Genomic DNA, 17,648 nt, shown 5'->3' with positions numbered 1-17,648 from the left:
ACGAGCAGGGTGACAATAAAAACTCCCATGCAAAACATCCAAACCCAAAAACTGACCCGTGCCACACTCATGTTCCCGCTGGCACTGGTTCTGTTTGAATTTTCCGTCTATATCTGTAATGACCTGATCCAACCAGCCATGCTATCGATTACCCGTGATTTTGGGGTAAGCAGTTCATGGGCGCCATCCTCCATGTCCTTTTTCCTGTTGGGTGGGGCATTTGTTGCAGCGATTTTGGGGCCATTGTCCGATCGTCTTGGACGTAAAACCGTACTCTTGGGCGGCGTGGCATTTTTCACAATTAGCTGTTTGGCCATTTTATTGACACCCAATATCGAAAGCTTTTTATTCCTGCGCTTTTTACAAGGCTTTGGACTGTCCTTTATTACCGCCGTAGGTTATGCCGCCATTCAGGAAAGCTTTGAAGAACGCGATGCCATTAAAGTCATGGCACTGATGGCCAATGTTTCTTTACTGGCGCCATTGCTCGGGCCGGTGCTGGGTGCCTTTATGATTGATCATATCTCCTGGCATTGGGGCTTTATCGGCATTGCATTTCTGTCATTTTTAAGCTGGTTTGGCCTGAAAGCCAAAATGCCAAACCTGAAAGTCAGTGTTCCGAAGCAGCCGTTTAGCTATATTCTGGATGACTTTAAACAGGTTTTAAAAAATAAACGCTTTGTGATTATGACCGCGGCACTACCTTTGGTCAGCCTGCCGTTGATGTTATGGATTGCCTTGTCACCCGTGATTCTGGTCGAGCAGTTTGGATTCAGCAGCGTGCAATATGGTCTGGCGCAGTTTCCGGTTTTGGGCGGCTTGATTATCGGTAATCTGGTTTTGCTAAAAATCATCGACAAAATGCCGCTGGGGAAAACTGTACTCTTGGGTGTGCCATTGATGCTGTTTGGTACAGGCTTATTAATACTCGGTCTGTTTATTCCAGATTATTTTGTGCATTGCCTGATTATCGGCACCACCTGTATCAGCCTTGGTGAAGGCGTAAGTTTCTCGGTGCTGTACCGTTTTGCACTGATGTCTTCTGAAGTGTCCAAAGGTACGGTGGCTGCTACGGTTTCGATTATCCTGATGCTGAGCTTTTTCGTGGTGATTGAGGCAGTTCGAATGGCTTATGAAGCCTATGATATTTGGGCCTATTGCATCGCCTCTTTCATTTTGATTGCATTGTGGTTTACTTTGCCGCGTCTGAGCTTAAAGCAGATTATTTCTGAGCGGAAGGTGAGAGGGGAGTTTTAAAGCTCCTCCTTTTATAAAGGAAGGCTATACCCTCTCTCTAACTCTCTCCCAGAGGGGGAGAGGATTTTAATATCTATTGAAGCTCAGCGACGGGCTGCTCTAGTTTCTTTAATTTCAGATCAAACAAAAATGGCCCAAATGGCAAAATTGAAGCGATCAGGCCCATCAAAAACATGCTGAGCGACCATTTTTGCTTTTCACAGACCGCAAATAACACCACTAAAAACAGCACAAATAGTACGCCATGCCCCATACCAACATATTTCACTAAGATCGGATTATCCATCATGTATTTCACGGGCATCGCGATAAATAAAAGTAGCAGAAATGAAATCCCTTCAAACAAACCGACCAGACGTAAAGTTTTGATGTTCATAAGACATACTGATTTAATTAAATTAACCCTGAGTGTACCCAATATAAATTGAAGATTAAATCTTAAAAATAAAAATATATTCAATATTTATAATGAGTTATAACCGAGTAAAGCAGTTGGTTATTTAGTTTCACGATACTATTATTGATGGCATAACTGCAAAAAAACTTTAAGTTTTCCGACAATAAACTGATCTATTTCAAGAGCAAAAAAGTTATTTAGATGCCAACTCTAAAGAAAATTTCATGAAAAAAGACGAGCAGATAGCCCGTCTTTTTCTTTTTATATCTACACTAATCTGTTTAGATCACACCACATGCAATGCGGTCACCACCACCACCTAATGGTAAGGGGTTGTCAGAATAGTTGTCGCCGCCGGCATGAACCATAATGGCACGACCCTGAAGATCCGCCAGTTTCAAACGTGGTGCAAGCAGGGTGACACGGGCAGTACCGTCAGTATTGACTTTTAATGCAGGCAAATCACCGAGGTGACCGGTCACCGGCGTACCATGATTGGGTGACTGGTTCGGATTGTAATGACTACCGGCAGCCAGTGCTGCACCCATCTTGCCATCTTTCATGGCGGGTGCACATGAACCATTTTCGTGAATATGGAAACCTCGCTCACCGGCAGGGAGCTGTTTCAGGTTGGTACGTATCACCAGACCGGCTGGACTGTCACTGAGTAATACGGTGCCAATCTCTTGACCTATCCCCTCAGCGGTTACTGCATTTACAGTCACGGCTCTGACCAGTTCATTCGATGGAGAAGTCGAGGCGCAACCTGTGAAAAGTGCAGCACTGAGCGCACAAAGTGTCGTAATTTTAAACAATGAAGACATGGTATTGGCATCCTGATCTTTATTCTGTTTTGTAAATCTATTGAAACAGAGCAAGATCAGAAGCTCTATATAGAATCAGTACTTAAATGTTTTGTTTTGTTTAAGTCGACTCAATTTGTGCTTTAAGGTGCTTTGGGCGGTGTGTCTTCGGTCTGCGGATCGATGTCATGTGCCATGGTGGCTTTAGGCATCATTAAGGGTTCATTCAAATTACTTTCATGTAACCATTCACGCCAAATTGCCAGCAAGACTGCAAGAATCACTGGACCAATGAAGACGCCGACCAGACCAAAACTGGCAATACCGCCCAGAACACCAAACATAATCAACAGGAATGGAATTTGTGTTGCGCCAGAAATCACCAGTGGACGAATTACGTTGTCGGCCGTACTGACAATACAGACGCCCCAAGCCATCACCCCAATCGCCTCAATCGTCTGTCCCTGTGAAAAGAGCCACAGTGATACTGCACTATAAGCCACTGGTGGGCCGAAAGGAATCAGGGCGAAAATAAAGGTCACAATGGTCAAGACCATCGGATTCGGTACACCCGCGACAAAATAACTCAGACCTGCCAATAAAGACTGGGCAATTGCAGTCAAACCAACGCCATAGACCACCGCACGTGTAGTGGCAGAAATGGTAGAAAAATAATGATGTACACGTGGCCCGACTACCATCTCAAAAGCTTTACGCACCTGATTTAAAATGGTCTGACCATCACGGTAGAAAAAGAACAGCGAAAGTATCGCAAAACACAATTTAAAGATATTTTTACTGACTTCATTCAATACCACTTTGCCGTAATTCAGATGACCTTGAATCCAGCTCGAGATCGATAGCGCGATACTGTTTGGATCGGTATTGATTTCATTTAAAGTTCGGCTAATTTCCTTGCCGACAATCGGAAGGCCACGAATAAAATCCGGTACATCCAGATGACCGGAAAAGACCTGTCGCTGCAATTCAAAATACAGATTACGACCTTCATGCTGCAACATAAAAATGGCGAAGATAAATGGCAGACCAAACACCAGAATCACGGCCAGAATCATCACGGTTGCACTCAGCGTTGGCCGATTGCCGCACATGCGTAACACCGACTGATACAAGGGCCAAGTCATATAGGCGATAATCGCTGCCCAAACTACAGGGATGATGAAATATTTGAGTATATGAAAACTCAAAAAAATCAGGATAAAGAACAATCCAAATAATAAGACTTTTTGTAATGTAGGCGCGTACTGTTGCACTGAATTTAATGGCTCATTTTTTAGGTCGTGTTCAGGCATATTAACTGAAAAAAAAGCGATCGAAAATGACGGCTTGGTAAGTAGCGTGATTATTTTCCCAAAGCAGTGTTAGGATTCAGCGGACTGGCTTAAAACCACTGACTGGGATCATCGATAATGGCATTCAGCACCGGTTGCCATTGATCCTGTAATTCCCGATAGATTTTTTGAGGTTTATCAAAGACTGACAGACCTTCCATAGCCAGACGGCTATAAGGTGCACGTTCTGAAATCCAGGCCACCGGCTGCTGGTCGATCTTGTCAAAAAACTGCTGTATGTCCTGATTACTGGCTGCATTCGGTTTGGTACGGTTGGCCAACAGTAAAATTTCAACCTTGCCTTTACGAATCCGCTTAATGTCCTGCAAATGCTTGAGAAAACGGCGGGTCGAATCAATATCAAAAAATGAAGGCTGGATCGGAATAATAATCGCATGCGCTTCACTGATCAGCTGCTCGGCATGATCTTCAGTCAACGCTCCCGGTGCATCAATGATCAGATACTCAATCTGCTTCGGTGCATCACCAATGGATTTGTGATTGCGCCAGTCCAGACTTTGAATCGGCATGGCCTGTTCCGGACGTTGCTTGAGCCATTGCAATGCCGATTTCTGGTTATCGGCATCGGCCAGCGCCACCTTATAACCTTTTTGTGCGAGTGCTGAGGCTAGACTAATCGCTGTCATGGTTTTGCCACAACCGCCTTTCTGATTCGCAACTAAAATTGTTTTCATGACTCAAGGTGATTTTATTCTGTTCCTGCCTAGCATATCATTCTTTTCAAGCGTACCAATGGCTGATGTTTTCAACTTCAGTCGAATGTTGTGCTGAAAAAATAAAGTAAATTAGGAAGATTGAATGTCCATATGGATGGCCATGCTGATTGGCACATGTATCGGGGTGGTGCTGACCACCATTATTTTAAGTCAGACACGCAATGGACGCATCAAGGCTGAATATGAGCAGTATATTGCCGAGCTGGAACTAGAACATCAGCAGGCATTGATCGCAGCACAAAAACGCAGTGTCAATACCAGCCGTGCAGTCCTGAAAGGCAAAATGGCGGAACAGCTCGCACCGATCATGCCGGAATTTCAATATCTGCCCAGTGATGCCAAGTTTCTGGGCGATCCTGTCGATTATGTGGTCTTTGATGGCTATACCGATTTCAGAGACGGCGAAGGCGAAGCAGAGGATATTGAAGTGGTATTGATTGATATCAAAAGTGGCGGAGCGCGTCTGACTAAAGGCCAGCAAGCGATTGCCCGTGCAGTTCAGGAAGGGCGGGTGCGTTTTGAAACCATCCGGATTGATTTCGATGATTGAGCACGACCAAGGAAAGAATAAGAAATTATGCAGAAATTACTGATCACTGCGCTGCTGTTTATGCTTGGACTGTGGGTCTGGAATGAGTTTTTTCGTGCGATCCCACATCTGGAAGAACGAGGTGTCTTGAAAAACTTTTCGGTAGAGCCGATTCAACCCATTTCAGCTACATTTACTGTGCATGATAAACGTTTCGTTAAACCGAATCGTCGTGTCTTGCATCAGGCCAGCCCTATGGTTGGACATTTTAATGATCTGGCCTATGTCAGCAATATTGATGTGCTGTTGCTCAGTCAGTCACTGCCAGTCATGCAGGCAACATTAGCATTTGATAAAGCAAAACGCTGTTATCAAATCGAGGAACAAATCAGCCAGGCTGAAGCTGAATTTCTCAGCACGCATGTCCAGCATTTTAGTCTGATCGCTGCCAACGAGAAAATTGCCAATCAGATTCGCAGGCTAAAATCAGGGCAGAAGATTACACTCAGCGGTGATCTGGTCACAGTACATTCAGGAAGCACGGGACAGGAATTTCAGGTGGGTACAGGCTCGGAATATCATGCCCATTGTCAGTTGCTGCGTGTGACTCAGTTGCAGCAACATTAACGGCAAAACGAAAATAAATTAGCCTTGCGGTTTACGCAGTCGAGCCAGCAGCATACGCTGGCCAATCTTCGGAATCCCTGCGGCATTGATATAATTCAATTCTTCAATTTCAAAACCAGTTTCCAGTAAGGCAGTTTCAATATCCCGGTTTAAATGACAGCCATCTGCGACTTTCTTCTGAATCGGGGTGAGTAAATGCTGCAGGCGCTGGATATTTAAATTTTGTCGATTCAGCACATGTTCGACCACATGCAAGTAACCGCCCGGTTGTAGCACCCGATAAATCTCACGCAAACTTTGGCCGAGGTCAGCAATACTACACAGTGTCCAGGTCGAGATCACATGTTCTAGACTATGTTCTGCAAAAGGCAATGCTTCTGCGCTGGCCTGAATATATTCAACCTGAAAAGCAGCCTGCTGGATGCGCGGTTCTGCCAGCTTGAAAATGGCCGGATTGGGTTCTACGGCATAGACCAGATCTACTTCTTGATAGAAAGGCAGATTCAGCCCTGTACCAAAACCAATTTCCAGTACTTCACCAGAAATGTTCAAAAGCAATTCACGGCGTAAATCCATCAAGGACGGCGTTTGCATCACCTGATTTAAAAGGTGCGGAAAGATGTGTTGTTGATAAAGTTGATACAGCATTTGGGTTGTTTTAATTTAATCTGAATGTATTTTAGCTTAACTGAAAAATACAATATTCGGGAATGCCCAAGCTGACTAAATACACCCAGTTTGTTACCAAGTTCAACTGTTTATTCATTAAAAAATACGTAAGATCAAGGAAGATATCCTTAAAACGTTTGATCAACTCGATTAGGATTAGATTAAAAATGATGTTCAAACACTTTAAACATTATGCATTGTTGGCCGGTTTGTTGCTGCCTATTTCCAGCTATAGCTCGGTCGATCACAATATTGCCAAAGGTTTGCCACCTGTGGTCAAAGGACAGTCAATTTCTGTCTTGCAGCCTTTTAAAGGCGATTTCCGTATTTTGGGTTCCAAAGTCTATAGCGCTGATCCACAGGCCAAATTCTCTCCGATTGATTATGCGGTAAGTTGGGGCCTGTTTGCTGAACCTGAAATTGCCCGACATATTAGTGTCAATCAATATGACCGTTATCTGAACTGGAAAATGGATCGGGTGCCCGTGCCGGTAGAACAAGCCAAGCAGATGGTGTCCAATATGCATATCATTCCGGCCAATCCTGAAATTGCCAAGGCCATTAAAAAGGTGAAACGTGGTGATCTGGTGCGTATGCAGGGTGAGCTGGTTGAAGTGCGTGATAAAGATCTGGTCTGGACATCGTCTTTAACTCCGACCGATACCGGTGATGGCGCCTGTGAGGTATTCCGTGTCAGTTCAATTCAGTGGATTGAACAGGTTGGGAAAAGCTAAATTAAAATTTGCTATTTAGATGTCTATATAAAACCGCTTTTATGAGCGGTTTTATATATTGATAAACTGCTTATTTAGCAGTTAAAACCTGACCTCCAAATGCAATGCCATCCCAGCCATTTTGCATAAACTGGCGGATATTCTGATGATCGCTGGCTTGAGGCGTCGCTTGTACAGCTGCATAGTGCTCGGCAAACAGGCTTAAGGTTTGGGTCTGATCCAGCCCATTGAGTCGTGCAAAGGCAAAAACTTTGGCGCTGCCTTGGTTTTCAGTGGTCGCATTGCTCTGCTGGCCATTTTTAAATGCAGTCGGGGTATGGGTATAACGTGCTTCGATATAGGCAATCACATCTGCAAATTTTGCCTCACCTGCGGCCAATTGTGCCAATAAATCTTGTGCCATGCTGTTTTCCCTTTGCAATCAATAAAAAATCGATACGATGAATATAGCAATTTTCTTGCGAAGTTCCATGGTATTTAATAAGTTTTCAGTTCAAGATAATCATGAAAATGATTCATAATTAATTTGAAATTTCGGATCAAATCAACTGGATCAATAAATAGAATAGGAACGTATATGGGCTGGCTTTGGGTGGCAATCGGTGGGGCAGTGGGTGCCAGTTTACGGTATGCAGCAGGGCTCTGGTTGCTAAAACCACAGATGCAATTTCCTTGGCCGACTTGGTGGGTCAATATTCTGGGCTGCTTATGTGCAGGGATCTTTTTTGCCTGTAGCCAAAAATATCCAATGCTGCAACAGGAAGCACGTCTGTTTTTAATGGTGGGGATACTGGGCGGATTTACCACATTTTCCAGTTTTGGTCTGGAAAGCTTTCAGCTCTTGAAACATGGCGCTGTAGGTTTAGCTCTATTGTATGCGCTGTCGAGTGTAATTGTTGGAATTATCGTTCTGGCGCTGGGTTTTTACTTGACTTCACTGGCTTTGAGTCAAAACTGAAACAGACATAAAAAAGTCAGGAAACTGGAGGTTATTTCCTGACATAAACCACGATTTGAAGATCAAGATAATCGACGGTTTTTAGTTTTAGCCACGTTTAAAGCGGCCAAAACGTTTATTAAAGCTTGCCACGCGACCTTCATTGCTGGTTTGACGCTGCTCGCCAGTATAGAAGGGATGAGAAGCACTTGAAATATCAAGCGTGACATAAGGATATGTTTTACCTTCATATTCTTTAGTCTGGCTAGAGTTCATGGTGCTGCCAATCACAAAATAAGTATCGGCATTGGTGTCATGAAATAACACTTCACGATACGCTGGATGAATATCTGGACGCATATATAATTCCCTCATGATTCTCAATGAAATGTTATAATATAACATCTGATATTTCAAGTTATCTAGAGTTACAGCGTGTAAGCCTTTGGGGTCAAAATTAACCTCGACTCGGCACCAGTTCTTCAAATACATCACTCAGATCATCATGAACTTTTAAATGAATCAGGTTCCAGTATTGTCCTGAAATCGTCCGGTTCACCATGAGCGTATCTGGAGATGGCTTAAACACATCCCAATATTTTAGAGAAGGTTTGAGCAACTCCATGCCATCATGATGGGCCGAGTTTTCAGCAAAATCATAATGGGTGACCAGTGGACGCATCAGAACTTCCAGCCATTGTTCATACAATTCAGTCGGGAATTTTCCGGTTTCAGTCAAGGAATGCAGCGCATCTAACTGTTGCTCAATCACGGGAATATTCTTCTCGCGTGCGGCATGAATAAGTTCCCGGAAATGCCCAATCACTTCAGTTGAAAGAGTCTTAACGCCACCATAATCATAAACAATCACAGAGCCATCTTCACGAAAGGCAAAGTTGCCCGGATGCGGGTCACAGTGAAAGCGTTTCAGATAAAAAATTTCCTGACCAATCGCACGCAGCAGACGGCGCCCTAAGGCATTGCGGGTTTCCTGTGGCCAGGTGCTGGCGGTTTCAATACTTTCTCCCATTTCCTGACTCAAGGTTAGAATATGCCGTGAAGAATATTCATGAAAAACCTGTGGAATCACAATTTTATGATCCAGTGACTCATGGAAAGCGCGGGCAACTTCCAGGTTCTGAGCTTCAATTTCATAGTTGAGCTCATTGTCCAGACTATGCTGAATTTCTTTAAATAACTGATCCTGAAGTTTACGGTCAATCTTTAAAACGCCCATCATGCGGAGCGCCAGACGTACCTGTTTCAGGTCACTTTCACAGGCTTCATCGACCCCCGGATACTGCACCTTGACCACCACTTGCTGGCCATTGGGTAAAGTGGCTTTATGTACCTGACCAATCGATGCAGCGGCAAAAGGCTGTTCATCAAACTGTTGGAATAATTGCTGTAAAGGTTTGCCGAGTTCCTTTTCAATTTGCGCCTGAATGTCCTTAAATGGCATGGGCGGTGCCTGACGTTGCAATTTGGCAATGGCTTTGGCAACTTCGGGTGGAAAAATATCTTTATATTGCGAGGCGATCTGACCAACTTTCATGACCGCGCCTTTCATTTCTCCCAAGGTATCCGCGATTTGTATACCAATATCCTGAAATAATTTGCTGCGCGCAGTATTTTTCTGCTCTTCGTCGGCAGTTAAATTTTTAATTGAATTGGATAGGGTTTTACCTGCAATACTTGCGGTCATTCCGGCAAGTTTCATAAAGCGACGACCGGGTGTGCTAGCCGTTTTTGCCATGCGAGATTCCTTGAAACCAACAATTATTTGATGTATTTGATCATAGGTGACAAAGATTCAATTGCCTAGATTTAATTGTAGAGGTTGTGTTGTGATTTTCTTTAACTTCTCCATCTTTAGTGCATGATCTTTGATTTATCAGAAGATTTTTCTTCATCTCCTGTACTTAAACCAAAACAAGATTCCTGAATACATCATTGTTTTAGGTCAGGCTGCATAATCATACTAAAGGTTGTTTTAGTCCCAAAAGTATAAATAAAACAACTCGCAGTAATGAAGAAAATTCAATGAAAGTCTATCGATATTTTACTGCTCAAGATGATGTGTATTTTTGTGTGCGTATCACTTAAACCTTAAATACAGGACCTAAGTTAGATGATTCACCCACCATGCGCTTTAATGGCACGGAGGTGGTTGTAGAGCCGCTGCTGATCAAAGATGTGATAGACGAATCAGAGATTTCCAAAGCATTAAAAAATGCGCTGGATCCTGAATCGCAGCGCATTTTCCAGCTTGAATTAATCGGCTGAACGCATTGAGTGGTCGAGACTTAAACGTTTATTGTTGCCATATAAACGAGCTAATAAAAGTACACAGGCCACACTCAGACCCACAATCAGGCCAACCCAGACACCGGCTGCGCCCATGTCGGTAAAGCGGGACAGATACACCCCGACCGGGAAGGCAATCACCCAGTAAGCCAGCATGGTGATCCACATAGGGCCTTTGGTGTCCTGCATCCCACGCAGACAACCTGCTGCACTGATCTGCCAGCCATCCATCAGTTGATAAGCAATCGCAAACAGAATCAGATAGACCGCGATTTGGGTCACGATCATATCCGAGGTGTAGAGCGCCACGATTTCATTACGGAACGCCCAAAGCAAAATCATGGTCAGGATTGCCAGAATAGTAGCAGTGATCAGGCCGAGATATTGCACTTTACGCATCGCCTGCCAGTTCTGCTCGCCATAATAGGTGCCGACCCGAATGGTCAGGGCAATCGCCAGTGACATTGGAATCATAAACAGCTGTGAGGTCACTGAAATGGCAATCTGATGCGCAGCAACAATGGTTTCTCCCAAAGGGCTGAGCACGATCGCCGCAGTACTAAAAATACTGACCTCAAAGAAAATCGCCAGTCCGATCGGCAGACCAAGCTGCAAGATGCGTTTCATCCATTCCGGGTTGATTTTTTCCCAATGAGTAAACGGCTGGGTGCGTTGATAGGCTTTATTCTTAAAAATATACAGTGCCAGAGTAATGACCATTAACCACTGTAAAATTGCCGTAGCAAAACCACAGCCGGCACTACCCAAGGCTGGAACAGGGCCAATTCCATACATAAATACATAGTTCAGTGGAACCAGCAACACCAGTGCCAATAGGCTGATGACGGTCACCGGACGTGGATTACCAATCGCTTCTGAATAGCCACGCAAGGCGGCATACATAGTCACTGCCGGCATACCAAAACCAATTGCATGCAGGAATAAACCAGCTTTAGGCTGCAAGCTTTCCGGTACACCTAAGATTGGTAAAGTCGCTGGCAACAGCTGCAAAATCAGGCCAGCAATAATCCCCAGAATCAGGGCAACCCAAAGTGACTGACGGGCAATGGTGGCAATTTTTTCAGGGGTACGTGCGCCATTCGCTTCAGCCACCAAGGGTGTCGTGGCAATCATGATACCGCTAAACAGCAGCATCACCGGAATCCATAGACCCACCCCGACTGCAATTGCTGCAAGATCGGTCGCAGACAGATGACCTGCCATAATGGTATCAATCAGGCCCAAACCTGCTTGGGAAAATTGGGTTACCAGAATAGGTAACATCAGATGAAACAGTTTTTTTAATTCAAAACCAAAGGTCGTAACCGGTGTAACATTCGACACAAAAATTACTCATCGTGATCATGTGCTTAAATAGAGGGGTTTAGCGTTGTAAAGTGAGAAGCACACCAATAAAAATTACTCCGCCGCCTAAAAGACGTTGCCAGTTAATCGGCATTTTTTCGTTGCCCAATAAACCCAGATGATCGACCAGCATCGACATGGCCATCTGACCAAAAATAATCAGGCCGCTAAGCACCAGAAAGCCAAGTTTGGGGGCTGCATAAATGCTCATACTAATCGCGTAGACACCCACGATGCCCCCAAGCCATAAATACCAGGGAACATTCATTAATTCCTGTACACCGGGTTTGGGATTGGACTGAAAAAGTACAATCACAGCGAGCACTATTGTACCAATCAAAAAGGAAAAAAATGCAGCTTGCATAGGAGAATATAAATATTCTTTCAGTTGCGTGTTAATTGCGGTTTGAAGCGTCAGCAAAACACCAATTGCAAAGACTAAAGGAAGTAAAATAATCAGTTGAGAAGATATTTTCATAATTTTAACTGTCTAATTCTATTTGAGTTTTTAGATATAACCCGGTGATCATTTTAATTTTAGCAGTGTTGCTGCCGAGTCATGTTAAAATTCAGCTATATCTTGTAGTCGTTTTTGAGTAGTTCTTTGGCTGAATTGAATCCTGCTGTTATCCCATTGTCTTTATATATTCATATGCCATGGTGCGTGCGCAAATGTCCGTATTGTGACTTTAATTCGCATGCTGTTCCTGATGGTGAATTATCACTGGAACTAGAACAGGAATATTTACATGCCTTGGTTGAGGATTTTAAAACGCAGTTCGATTTTGCCCAAGGCCGCCAGATTCATAGTGTGTTTATTGGTGGCGGTACGCCGTCGCTGATTTCTGCTCAAGGCTATCAATGGCTATTTGATCAGTTGCAAGCCATTATTCCCTTTGCAGAAGGCTGTGAAATTACGCTGGAAGCAAATCCCGGTACGGTAGAGCATGACCCATTTGCAGGTTATTTGCAGGCCGGCATTAACCGTTTGTCAATTGGGGTACAGAGTTTTAATACTGACCATCTTAAACGCTTGGGTCGGATTCACAGCAATGAAGATGCGATTTCTGCGATTGGATTGGCGCGTGAAGCAGGCTTTCAACGAATTAATGTCGATTTAATGCATGGCTTGCCTGAGCAGACTTTAGATCAGGCCTTGCATGATTTAAAACTTGCGGTAGAAAATGGCGCGACACATATTTCCTGGTATCAGCTGACGATTGAACCGAATACGGTATTTTTCCGTACCCAACCTATTCTACCGGTAGATGATGTACTTGAAGATATTCAGGAGCAGGGCGAAATTTACCTCAAAGCTCAAGGCTTTATCAATTATGAAGTTTCTGCCTGGCGTAAAGAATTACCTTCAGCGCATAACCTGAATTATTGGCAATTCGGCGATTATCTGGCGATTGGTGCGGGTGCACATGGCAAAGTGACTCAACCTGATGGCGTATATCGTTTCCAGAAAACCCGCTTACCTAAGGATTACTTAGCCAAAGTACCTGCTGAACATTTGCAGTTTAAGCGTATTGAAGCTGAAGAGATGCCATTTGAGTTTATGATGAATGCGCTACGCTTAAATCAGGGCGTAGAGGCTAAATTTTATATCGAGCGTACTGGTCAAAGTTTGGATACTTTACAAGATTTATTAAGCTCTTTACGTAAACGAAAATTAATGATCTATGATCAAAACCGGCTTGCATGTACCGAGCAGGGGCATATCTTCTTAAATTCGGTACTGGAAGAATTTCTTTAACTGATTTTTATTTTCTGAACATTTTTCAAAGACCTTCATAAATCTATATGGGGGGTTTTTATTGTGCAGATTTTACCAGATCAGGAATTTTTAGCTTGGCATAGAGCACACCGGTTTTTAAATCAAACAAATAAGCTTTAAAAGCTAGAGTTGAATAAGAGAAATTACAAGCACAAAAAAAGCACTCTAAGAGTGCTTTTTTTCAATATCTTGCTTCTAAATTATAGAGCAACGATATTTACAGCTGTAGGGCCTTTTTGACCTTGAGCTACGCTGAAAGAAACCTTTTGGCCTTCAACTAAAGTTTTGAAACCTGAACCAGTGATTTCGCTGAAATGAGCAAAAACGTCTGGACCTGATTCTTGTTGAATGAAACCGAAACCTTTAGTTTCGTTGAACCATTTTACTGTACCGTTAACTGTATTAGACATAATGTAACCTATTGAATCGTATGAATTTATAGCCAAAATTTCAGATGACTAACTGTAACTTTGAAAAATAAAAAGGATGGAGCTTTTTGATCTGTAATACGAAGGTTTATGACTAAAACTGCGATACTTAAAAGAAACTAACCAAAACAAGAATTTTTCTAGTTGGGATTATCATACCGCTTATTTTGAGATATACAAGCGTTTTATTTATCTAATTTATTAGGCTATTGAAAAATATAAAATTAAACCTGTATATTTTGTATTCAGATCAGTGTTTTTAGGGTTTTAAAAGGGTAGCTCTCAATCAAAAGAGCGCCGAAGCGCTCTTTGTAATTCAATTTACAGCTTAGTAATCAAAACTAAAGTGCTCTGGCGCCAGTGCGGTCATGGTTTTGGATGGATTCACCATCGCTTCAGCATGACCTTGGGTACGAGGCAGAATACGTTCGAAATAGAAATCAGCGGTTTTGATTTTTGCTTTATAGAACTCAGGTACTTCTGCGCCATCGCCAGAAGCCAGTTTGGCTGAGGCAACTGCGGCTTGCTGCGCCCAGAAGTATGCCATCATCACATAGCCCGAGAACATCAGAAAATCGACTGAAGCAGAAGAGACGATGTCGCGGTCTTTACGGGCTGCCAGCATGATTCGAACAGTTAATGCATTCCACTGGGCACATAGCTTGGTGAGATCCCAGGCAAAACGGCGCATATATTTATTACGCGCATGCTGACCACAGAATTTCAGGATTTCAGCGGTGTAATCACGAATCACTTTGCCTTTCGAGGTTAACAGTACTTTACGACCGATCAGATCGAGTGCCTGTACACCTGTCGTTCCTTCGTACAAGGTAGAGATACGTGAATCACGCACGATCTGTTCCATGCCCCATTCTTTGATATAGCCATGACCACCAAAGATTTGCATACCGTGATTCGATGCTTCATAGCCCATTTCAGTCAGGAAGCCTTTTAGAATCGGGGTATAGAAACCTAAGTGATCATCATGCTGTTCAAAGGCAGCGGTATCGCCACGCAATAAAGCATCATTCATGTTGTCGGCAATTTGCGCAGCATGATAAATCATGGCACGGCCACCTTCGGCAATGGCTTTTTGCGTCAACAGCATACGGCGTACATCGGCATGATGAATGATGGCATCCGCCACTTTTTCCGGATCTTTTTTGCCAGACAGGGCGCGCATCGACATACGTTCTTTGGCATACGGCAGAGCACCTTGGAAGGATAACTCCGCATGACAGATGCCTTGAATCGCAGTACCAATACGCGCAGTGTTCATGAAGGTGAACATGGCATGCAAGCCTTTATTCGGTTCACCAATCAAGTAACCCGTGGCCTTGTCGAAATTCAGCACGGCTGTTGCTGAGGCACGAATCCCCATTTTATGTTCAATCGAACCGCAATTGACTGGATTGCGTTCACCGATGCCACCATCGGCAGCAGCAATAAATTTCGGTACGATAAACAGTGAAATGCCTTTAGTACCTTGCGGTGCATCCGGAAGGCGCGCCAGCACGATATGTACGATATTTTCAGTGAGATCGTGCTCGCCTGCGGAAATAAAGATTTTGGTTCCTGAAATGGCATACGTGCCATCTTCTTGCGGCTCGGCTTTGGTTTTAACCTGACCCAAGTCAGTACCACATTGCGGCTCAGTCAGACACATGGTGCCAGCCCAAGTACCCGCAACCAGATGCGGCAGATAGGTATTCTTCTGCTCATCGGTGCCGTACTGGATAATGGTATTGATACAGCCCACGCTTAAACCCGGATACATCTGGAATGACCAGTTTGCAGTTCCCATCATTTCCGATTTGATCAGGTTTAAAGACATTGGCAGGTTTTGACCACCAAACTCTTCAGGATAAGACAGACCTTGCCAGCCACCTTGGACGAACTGATCATAAGCGTCTTTAAAGCCCTTAGGCGTTTTCACTTCGCCATTTTCAAAATGACAGCCTTCAGCATCACCGCTTTCATTCAGAGGTGAAAGTACATTTTCACAGAAATCTGCTGCACCTTCCAAGATCATGTCTACCGTGTCGGTATCGGCATATTCACCATTCGACAAATTCTGGTAGTGCGCAGGGTAATCGAGCACTTCATTCATAAGGAAGCGAATGTCGTGTAAAGGGGCTTTATATGCTGGCATGCGTTTAATCCTGATTAAAATAGTTTTGGATTATCTGTATCGATTCTTTGATTATTCATATTTGAGATAAAAAAACATTGATAAGGCAAGCAAATAAAAATGTCAGAAAAGCGAATCGAGTCTTAGAGCCAACCAATAAAATCGGATGATTTCATCTTCTGGCTGTCAGCGTACAGAAAGGTTGAAAACTTCTTATCTGATTGGACTTTAATGAATTGAACACCAGATTGTCTAGTGCTACTTTTGTATGAATTGTACTCAATTGTTATCAATAAAAAATTCAAGTTAAAAATGTCATTAAATCCAGTAGCTGAATTTTTAGTCTTTAATAATGGAGTTAAGATCAATTCGGATTGTTGTTACAACCCGAATTCTCTGGTCAAAATAACTGGATATTTATAGAAAATCTTTTAAATCTGGTTTGATGCCATTCCAGATAGAAAAAGATTCCAGTGCCTGACCGACCAGCATGCCAAAGCCTTCAGATGTTGGCACAGCACGTGCTTTGGCCTGATCAAGGAAGGAGGAAGGCTTGCCATAGGCCATTTCATAGGCATAGTTAAACTGTAAGGCTTCTGGAAGCAGCAAAGCATCACCGCTGAGACTGGCTGAAGTGGCATTGATCACCAGATCAAACTCACCTGCAAGATGTTCTAGTGAAATAGCCTGTAATTCGAGCTGCGCTACAGCATCCTGCAGATCCGCAACCAGTTGTTCAGCGCGTGCCAAGGTGCGATTGGCAATCACAATTTTTTTTGCGCCTGCCTGGGCGAGAGGATAGATCACGCCACGGGTTGCGCCGCCTGCACCGATAATCAGGATGTTGGTATTTTCCAGCGGCCAGTTGAGTGCACGAATCGCATCGACCAGACCTTGACCATCAGTATTATCGCCATGCAAAATACCATTTTTCATCCACAGGGTATTCACTGCCTTGGCAATTTTGGCTCGCTCACTGAGCACCTGACACTGGGCAAAAGCCTGCTCTTTAAACGGCACGGTGACATTCATCCCGATTCCGCCATGGGCAAAAAACTCCTGAATATTGGCCTCAAAGCCATCCAGTGGAGCCAGACGTTTGCTGTAATTTAGATCAATTCCGGTTTTTGCTGCAAAAGCATGATGCAATTCTGGAGAGCGTGACTGTTCAATCGGATTACCAATCACGGCAAATTGTTTGCTCATTTCACAATGTCCATGTGCTGAAATGAGCATCAATATACGTGAAAAAGCGCAGGGACTAAAGCCTGCGCTGTTTTAAATAAGGGGGCTGGAAGTGCGGTTTAGGAACTGCAGATGTCCATAATATGTTCTGCAAATACCAGCGCCATACTAAGCACAGCTCCGACCACAGTCAGGATACTCACCAGAATAGCCGCGCCATCCAGAAGCAGATTATGACTCAAAACGGCGGTACTCATCGCACTGATGGCGAGAGCCAGAAAAAGCCAAAAGGCAAAAACAGGAAGATTTAATTGAAGATGATGCATTGTTATTCTCACTAGACATCTAATAGATTGTGATCGATGTAGCGATAGGATGCCGCGACCAAATCAGGGATTACTCTGCAGCAG

21 protein-coding genes are annotated in these 17,648 nt (G+C 43.7%); 7 read left to right on the top strand and 14 right to left on the bottom strand.

Going from position 1 to position 17,648, the window contains the following annotated elements; translation table 11 throughout:
* The first annotated feature begins 27 nt into the window (after positions 1–27).
* Positions 28–1,257: an MFS transporter gene (locus FTU90_RS04560; RefSeq protein ID WP_005168783.1), complete on the top strand. Its 1,230-nt coding sequence runs from the start codon at positions 28–30 to the stop codon at positions 1,255–1,257.
* A 73-nt stretch (positions 1,258–1,330) separates the two neighbouring features.
* Here FTU90_RS04560 and FTU90_RS04555 read toward each other — a convergent pair whose 3' ends face one another.
* The 4 genes from FTU90_RS04555 to FTU90_RS04540 all read right to left on the bottom strand — a co-directional run bounded on the left by FTU90_RS04555 (position 1,331) and on the right by FTU90_RS04540 (position 4,504).
* Positions 1,331–1,633: a DUF3817 domain-containing protein gene (locus tag FTU90_RS04555; protein WP_005094233.1), complete on the bottom strand. Its 303-nt coding sequence runs from the start codon at positions 1,631–1,633 to the stop codon at positions 1,331–1,333.
* Between the two features lie 302 nt (positions 1,634–1,935).
* The gene (gene sodC, locus FTU90_RS04550) at positions 1,936–2,478 is read right to left on the bottom strand and encodes a superoxide dismutase family protein (RefSeq protein ID WP_005168781.1); all 543 of its coding nucleotides are present in this window, start codon (positions 2,476–2,478) and stop codon (positions 1,936–1,938) included.
* Positions 2,479–2,600: 122 nt separating this feature from the next.
* A complete protein-coding gene (locus tag FTU90_RS04545; RefSeq protein WP_370982120.1) occupies positions 2,601–3,731 on the bottom strand; it encodes an AI-2E family transporter in 1,131 nt (376 codons plus the stop codon).
* 128 nt (positions 3,732–3,859) lie between these two features.
* Complete coding sequence (locus FTU90_RS04540) at positions 3,860–4,504, bottom strand: ParA family protein (protein WP_005094230.1); 645 nt, start codon at positions 4,502–4,504, stop codon at positions 3,860–3,862.
* A gap of 124 nt (positions 4,505–4,628) precedes the next feature.
* Here FTU90_RS04540 and FTU90_RS04535 point away from each other — a divergent pair, with 124 nt between their 5' ends.
* Both FTU90_RS04535 and FTU90_RS04530 read left to right on the top strand, forming a co-directional pair.
* The gene (locus tag FTU90_RS04535) at positions 4,629–5,096 is read left to right on the top strand and encodes a Holliday junction resolvase-like protein (protein ID WP_005094229.1); all 468 of its coding nucleotides are present in this window, start codon (positions 4,629–4,631) and stop codon (positions 5,094–5,096) included.
* A gap of 27 nt (positions 5,097–5,123) precedes the next feature.
* Positions 5,124–5,702 carry a hypothetical protein gene (locus FTU90_RS04530; RefSeq protein WP_074383599.1) on the top strand — a complete coding sequence of 193 codons (579 nt, stop codon included), beginning with the start codon at positions 5,124–5,126 and terminating at the stop codon, positions 5,700–5,702.
* Positions 5,703–5,720: 18 nt separating this feature from the next.
* Here the strand turns inward: FTU90_RS04530 and FTU90_RS04525 are convergent, their stop codons facing one another.
* Positions 5,721–6,350 carry a class I SAM-dependent methyltransferase gene (locus FTU90_RS04525; protein WP_159516290.1) on the bottom strand — a complete coding sequence of 210 codons (630 nt, stop codon included), beginning with the start codon at positions 6,348–6,350 and terminating at the stop codon, positions 5,721–5,723.
* Between the two features lie 191 nt (positions 6,351–6,541).
* Here FTU90_RS04525 and FTU90_RS04520 point away from each other — a divergent pair, with 191 nt between their 5' ends.
* The gene (locus tag FTU90_RS04520) at positions 6,542–7,105 is read left to right on the top strand and encodes a hypothetical protein (RefSeq protein WP_034608360.1); all 564 of its coding nucleotides are present in this window, start codon (positions 6,542–6,544) and stop codon (positions 7,103–7,105) included.
* 70 nt (positions 7,106–7,175) lie between these two features.
* Here the strand turns inward: FTU90_RS04520 and FTU90_RS04515 are convergent, their stop codons facing one another.
* Positions 7,176–7,508 (bottom strand): HopJ type III effector protein, encoded by a 333-nt coding sequence (locus FTU90_RS04515; RefSeq protein ID WP_180071968.1) that lies wholly within the window; start codon positions 7,506–7,508, stop codon positions 7,176–7,178.
* Positions 7,509–7,682: 174 nt separating this feature from the next.
* On the opposite strand from FTU90_RS04515, the gene crcB reads away from it, so the two are divergent.
* Positions 7,683–8,063, top strand: a complete 381-nt coding sequence (gene crcB, locus FTU90_RS04510; protein ID WP_100355144.1) for a fluoride efflux transporter CrcB — start codon at positions 7,683–7,685, stop codon at positions 8,061–8,063.
* Between the two features lie 87 nt (positions 8,064–8,150).
* Here crcB and FTU90_RS04505 read toward each other — a convergent pair whose 3' ends face one another.
* On the bottom strand, positions 8,151–8,402 hold the full coding sequence (locus tag FTU90_RS04505; protein ID WP_005094222.1) for a type B 50S ribosomal protein L31: 252 nt from the start codon (positions 8,400–8,402) through the stop codon (positions 8,151–8,153).
* Positions 8,403–8,499: 97 nt separating this feature from the next.
* Entirely contained in the window at positions 8,500–9,798 is a 1,299-nt protein-coding gene (locus FTU90_RS04500) for an AarF/ABC1/UbiB kinase family protein (RefSeq protein WP_005094220.1), read from the bottom strand.
* Positions 9,799–10,187: 389 nt separating this feature from the next.
* Here FTU90_RS04500 and FTU90_RS16290 point away from each other — a divergent pair, with 389 nt between their 5' ends.
* Positions 10,188–10,328 carry a hypothetical protein gene (locus FTU90_RS16290; protein ID WP_005094217.1) on the top strand — a complete coding sequence of 47 codons (141 nt, stop codon included), beginning with the start codon at positions 10,188–10,190 and terminating at the stop codon, positions 10,326–10,328.
* Here the strand turns inward: FTU90_RS16290 and FTU90_RS04490 are convergent.
* Together FTU90_RS04490 and FTU90_RS04485 are read right to left on the bottom strand one after the other, a co-directional pair.
* Entirely contained in the window at positions 10,317–11,693 is a 1,377-nt protein-coding gene (locus FTU90_RS04490) for an MATE family efflux transporter (RefSeq protein ID WP_373686016.1), read from the bottom strand. The two genes, FTU90_RS16290 and FTU90_RS04490, sit on opposite strands and share 12 nt — an antisense overlap.
* Positions 11,694–11,733: 40 nt before the next feature.
* Entirely contained in the window at positions 11,734–12,192 is a 459-nt protein-coding gene (locus tag FTU90_RS04485) for a DMT family transporter (protein ID WP_005094208.1), read from the bottom strand.
* Positions 12,193–12,318: 126 nt separating this feature from the next.
* On the opposite strand from FTU90_RS04485, the gene hemW reads away from it, so the two are divergent.
* Positions 12,319–13,473, top strand: coding sequence for a radical SAM family heme chaperone HemW (gene hemW / locus FTU90_RS04480; RefSeq protein ID WP_180072005.1), 1,155 nt, complete (start codon positions 12,319–12,321; stop codon positions 13,471–13,473).
* A 221-nt stretch (positions 13,474–13,694) separates the two neighbouring features.
* On the opposite strand, the gene FTU90_RS04475 is transcribed toward hemW, so the two are convergent.
* The 4 genes from FTU90_RS04475 to FTU90_RS04460 form a co-directional block, all read right to left on the bottom strand.
* Positions 13,695–13,904, bottom strand: a complete 210-nt coding sequence (locus FTU90_RS04475; RefSeq protein WP_004281542.1) for a cold-shock protein — start codon at positions 13,902–13,904, stop codon at positions 13,695–13,697.
* A gap of 346 nt (positions 13,905–14,250) precedes the next feature.
* Entirely contained in the window at positions 14,251–16,074 is a 1,824-nt protein-coding gene (locus FTU90_RS04470; protein ID WP_100357830.1) for an acyl-CoA dehydrogenase C-terminal domain-containing protein, read from the bottom strand.
* 396 nt (positions 16,075–16,470) lie between these two features.
* Positions 16,471–17,259 carry a shikimate dehydrogenase gene (gene aroE, locus FTU90_RS04465; protein ID WP_005094203.1) on the bottom strand — a complete coding sequence of 263 codons (789 nt, stop codon included), beginning with the start codon at positions 17,257–17,259 and terminating at the stop codon, positions 16,471–16,473.
* A 98-nt stretch (positions 17,260–17,357) separates the two neighbouring features.
* Positions 17,358–17,564 (bottom strand): hypothetical protein, encoded by a 207-nt coding sequence (locus FTU90_RS04460; protein WP_005094202.1) that lies wholly within the window; start codon positions 17,562–17,564, stop codon positions 17,358–17,360.
* Positions 17,565–17,648 lie beyond the last annotated feature (84 nt).

This window comes from Acinetobacter sp. YH12200 (assembly GCF_013418175.1).
GTDB lineage: Bacteria > Pseudomonadota > Gammaproteobacteria > Pseudomonadales > Moraxellaceae > Acinetobacter > Acinetobacter pseudolwoffii.
This window is presented reverse-complemented; position numbering and strand designations above follow the sequence as displayed.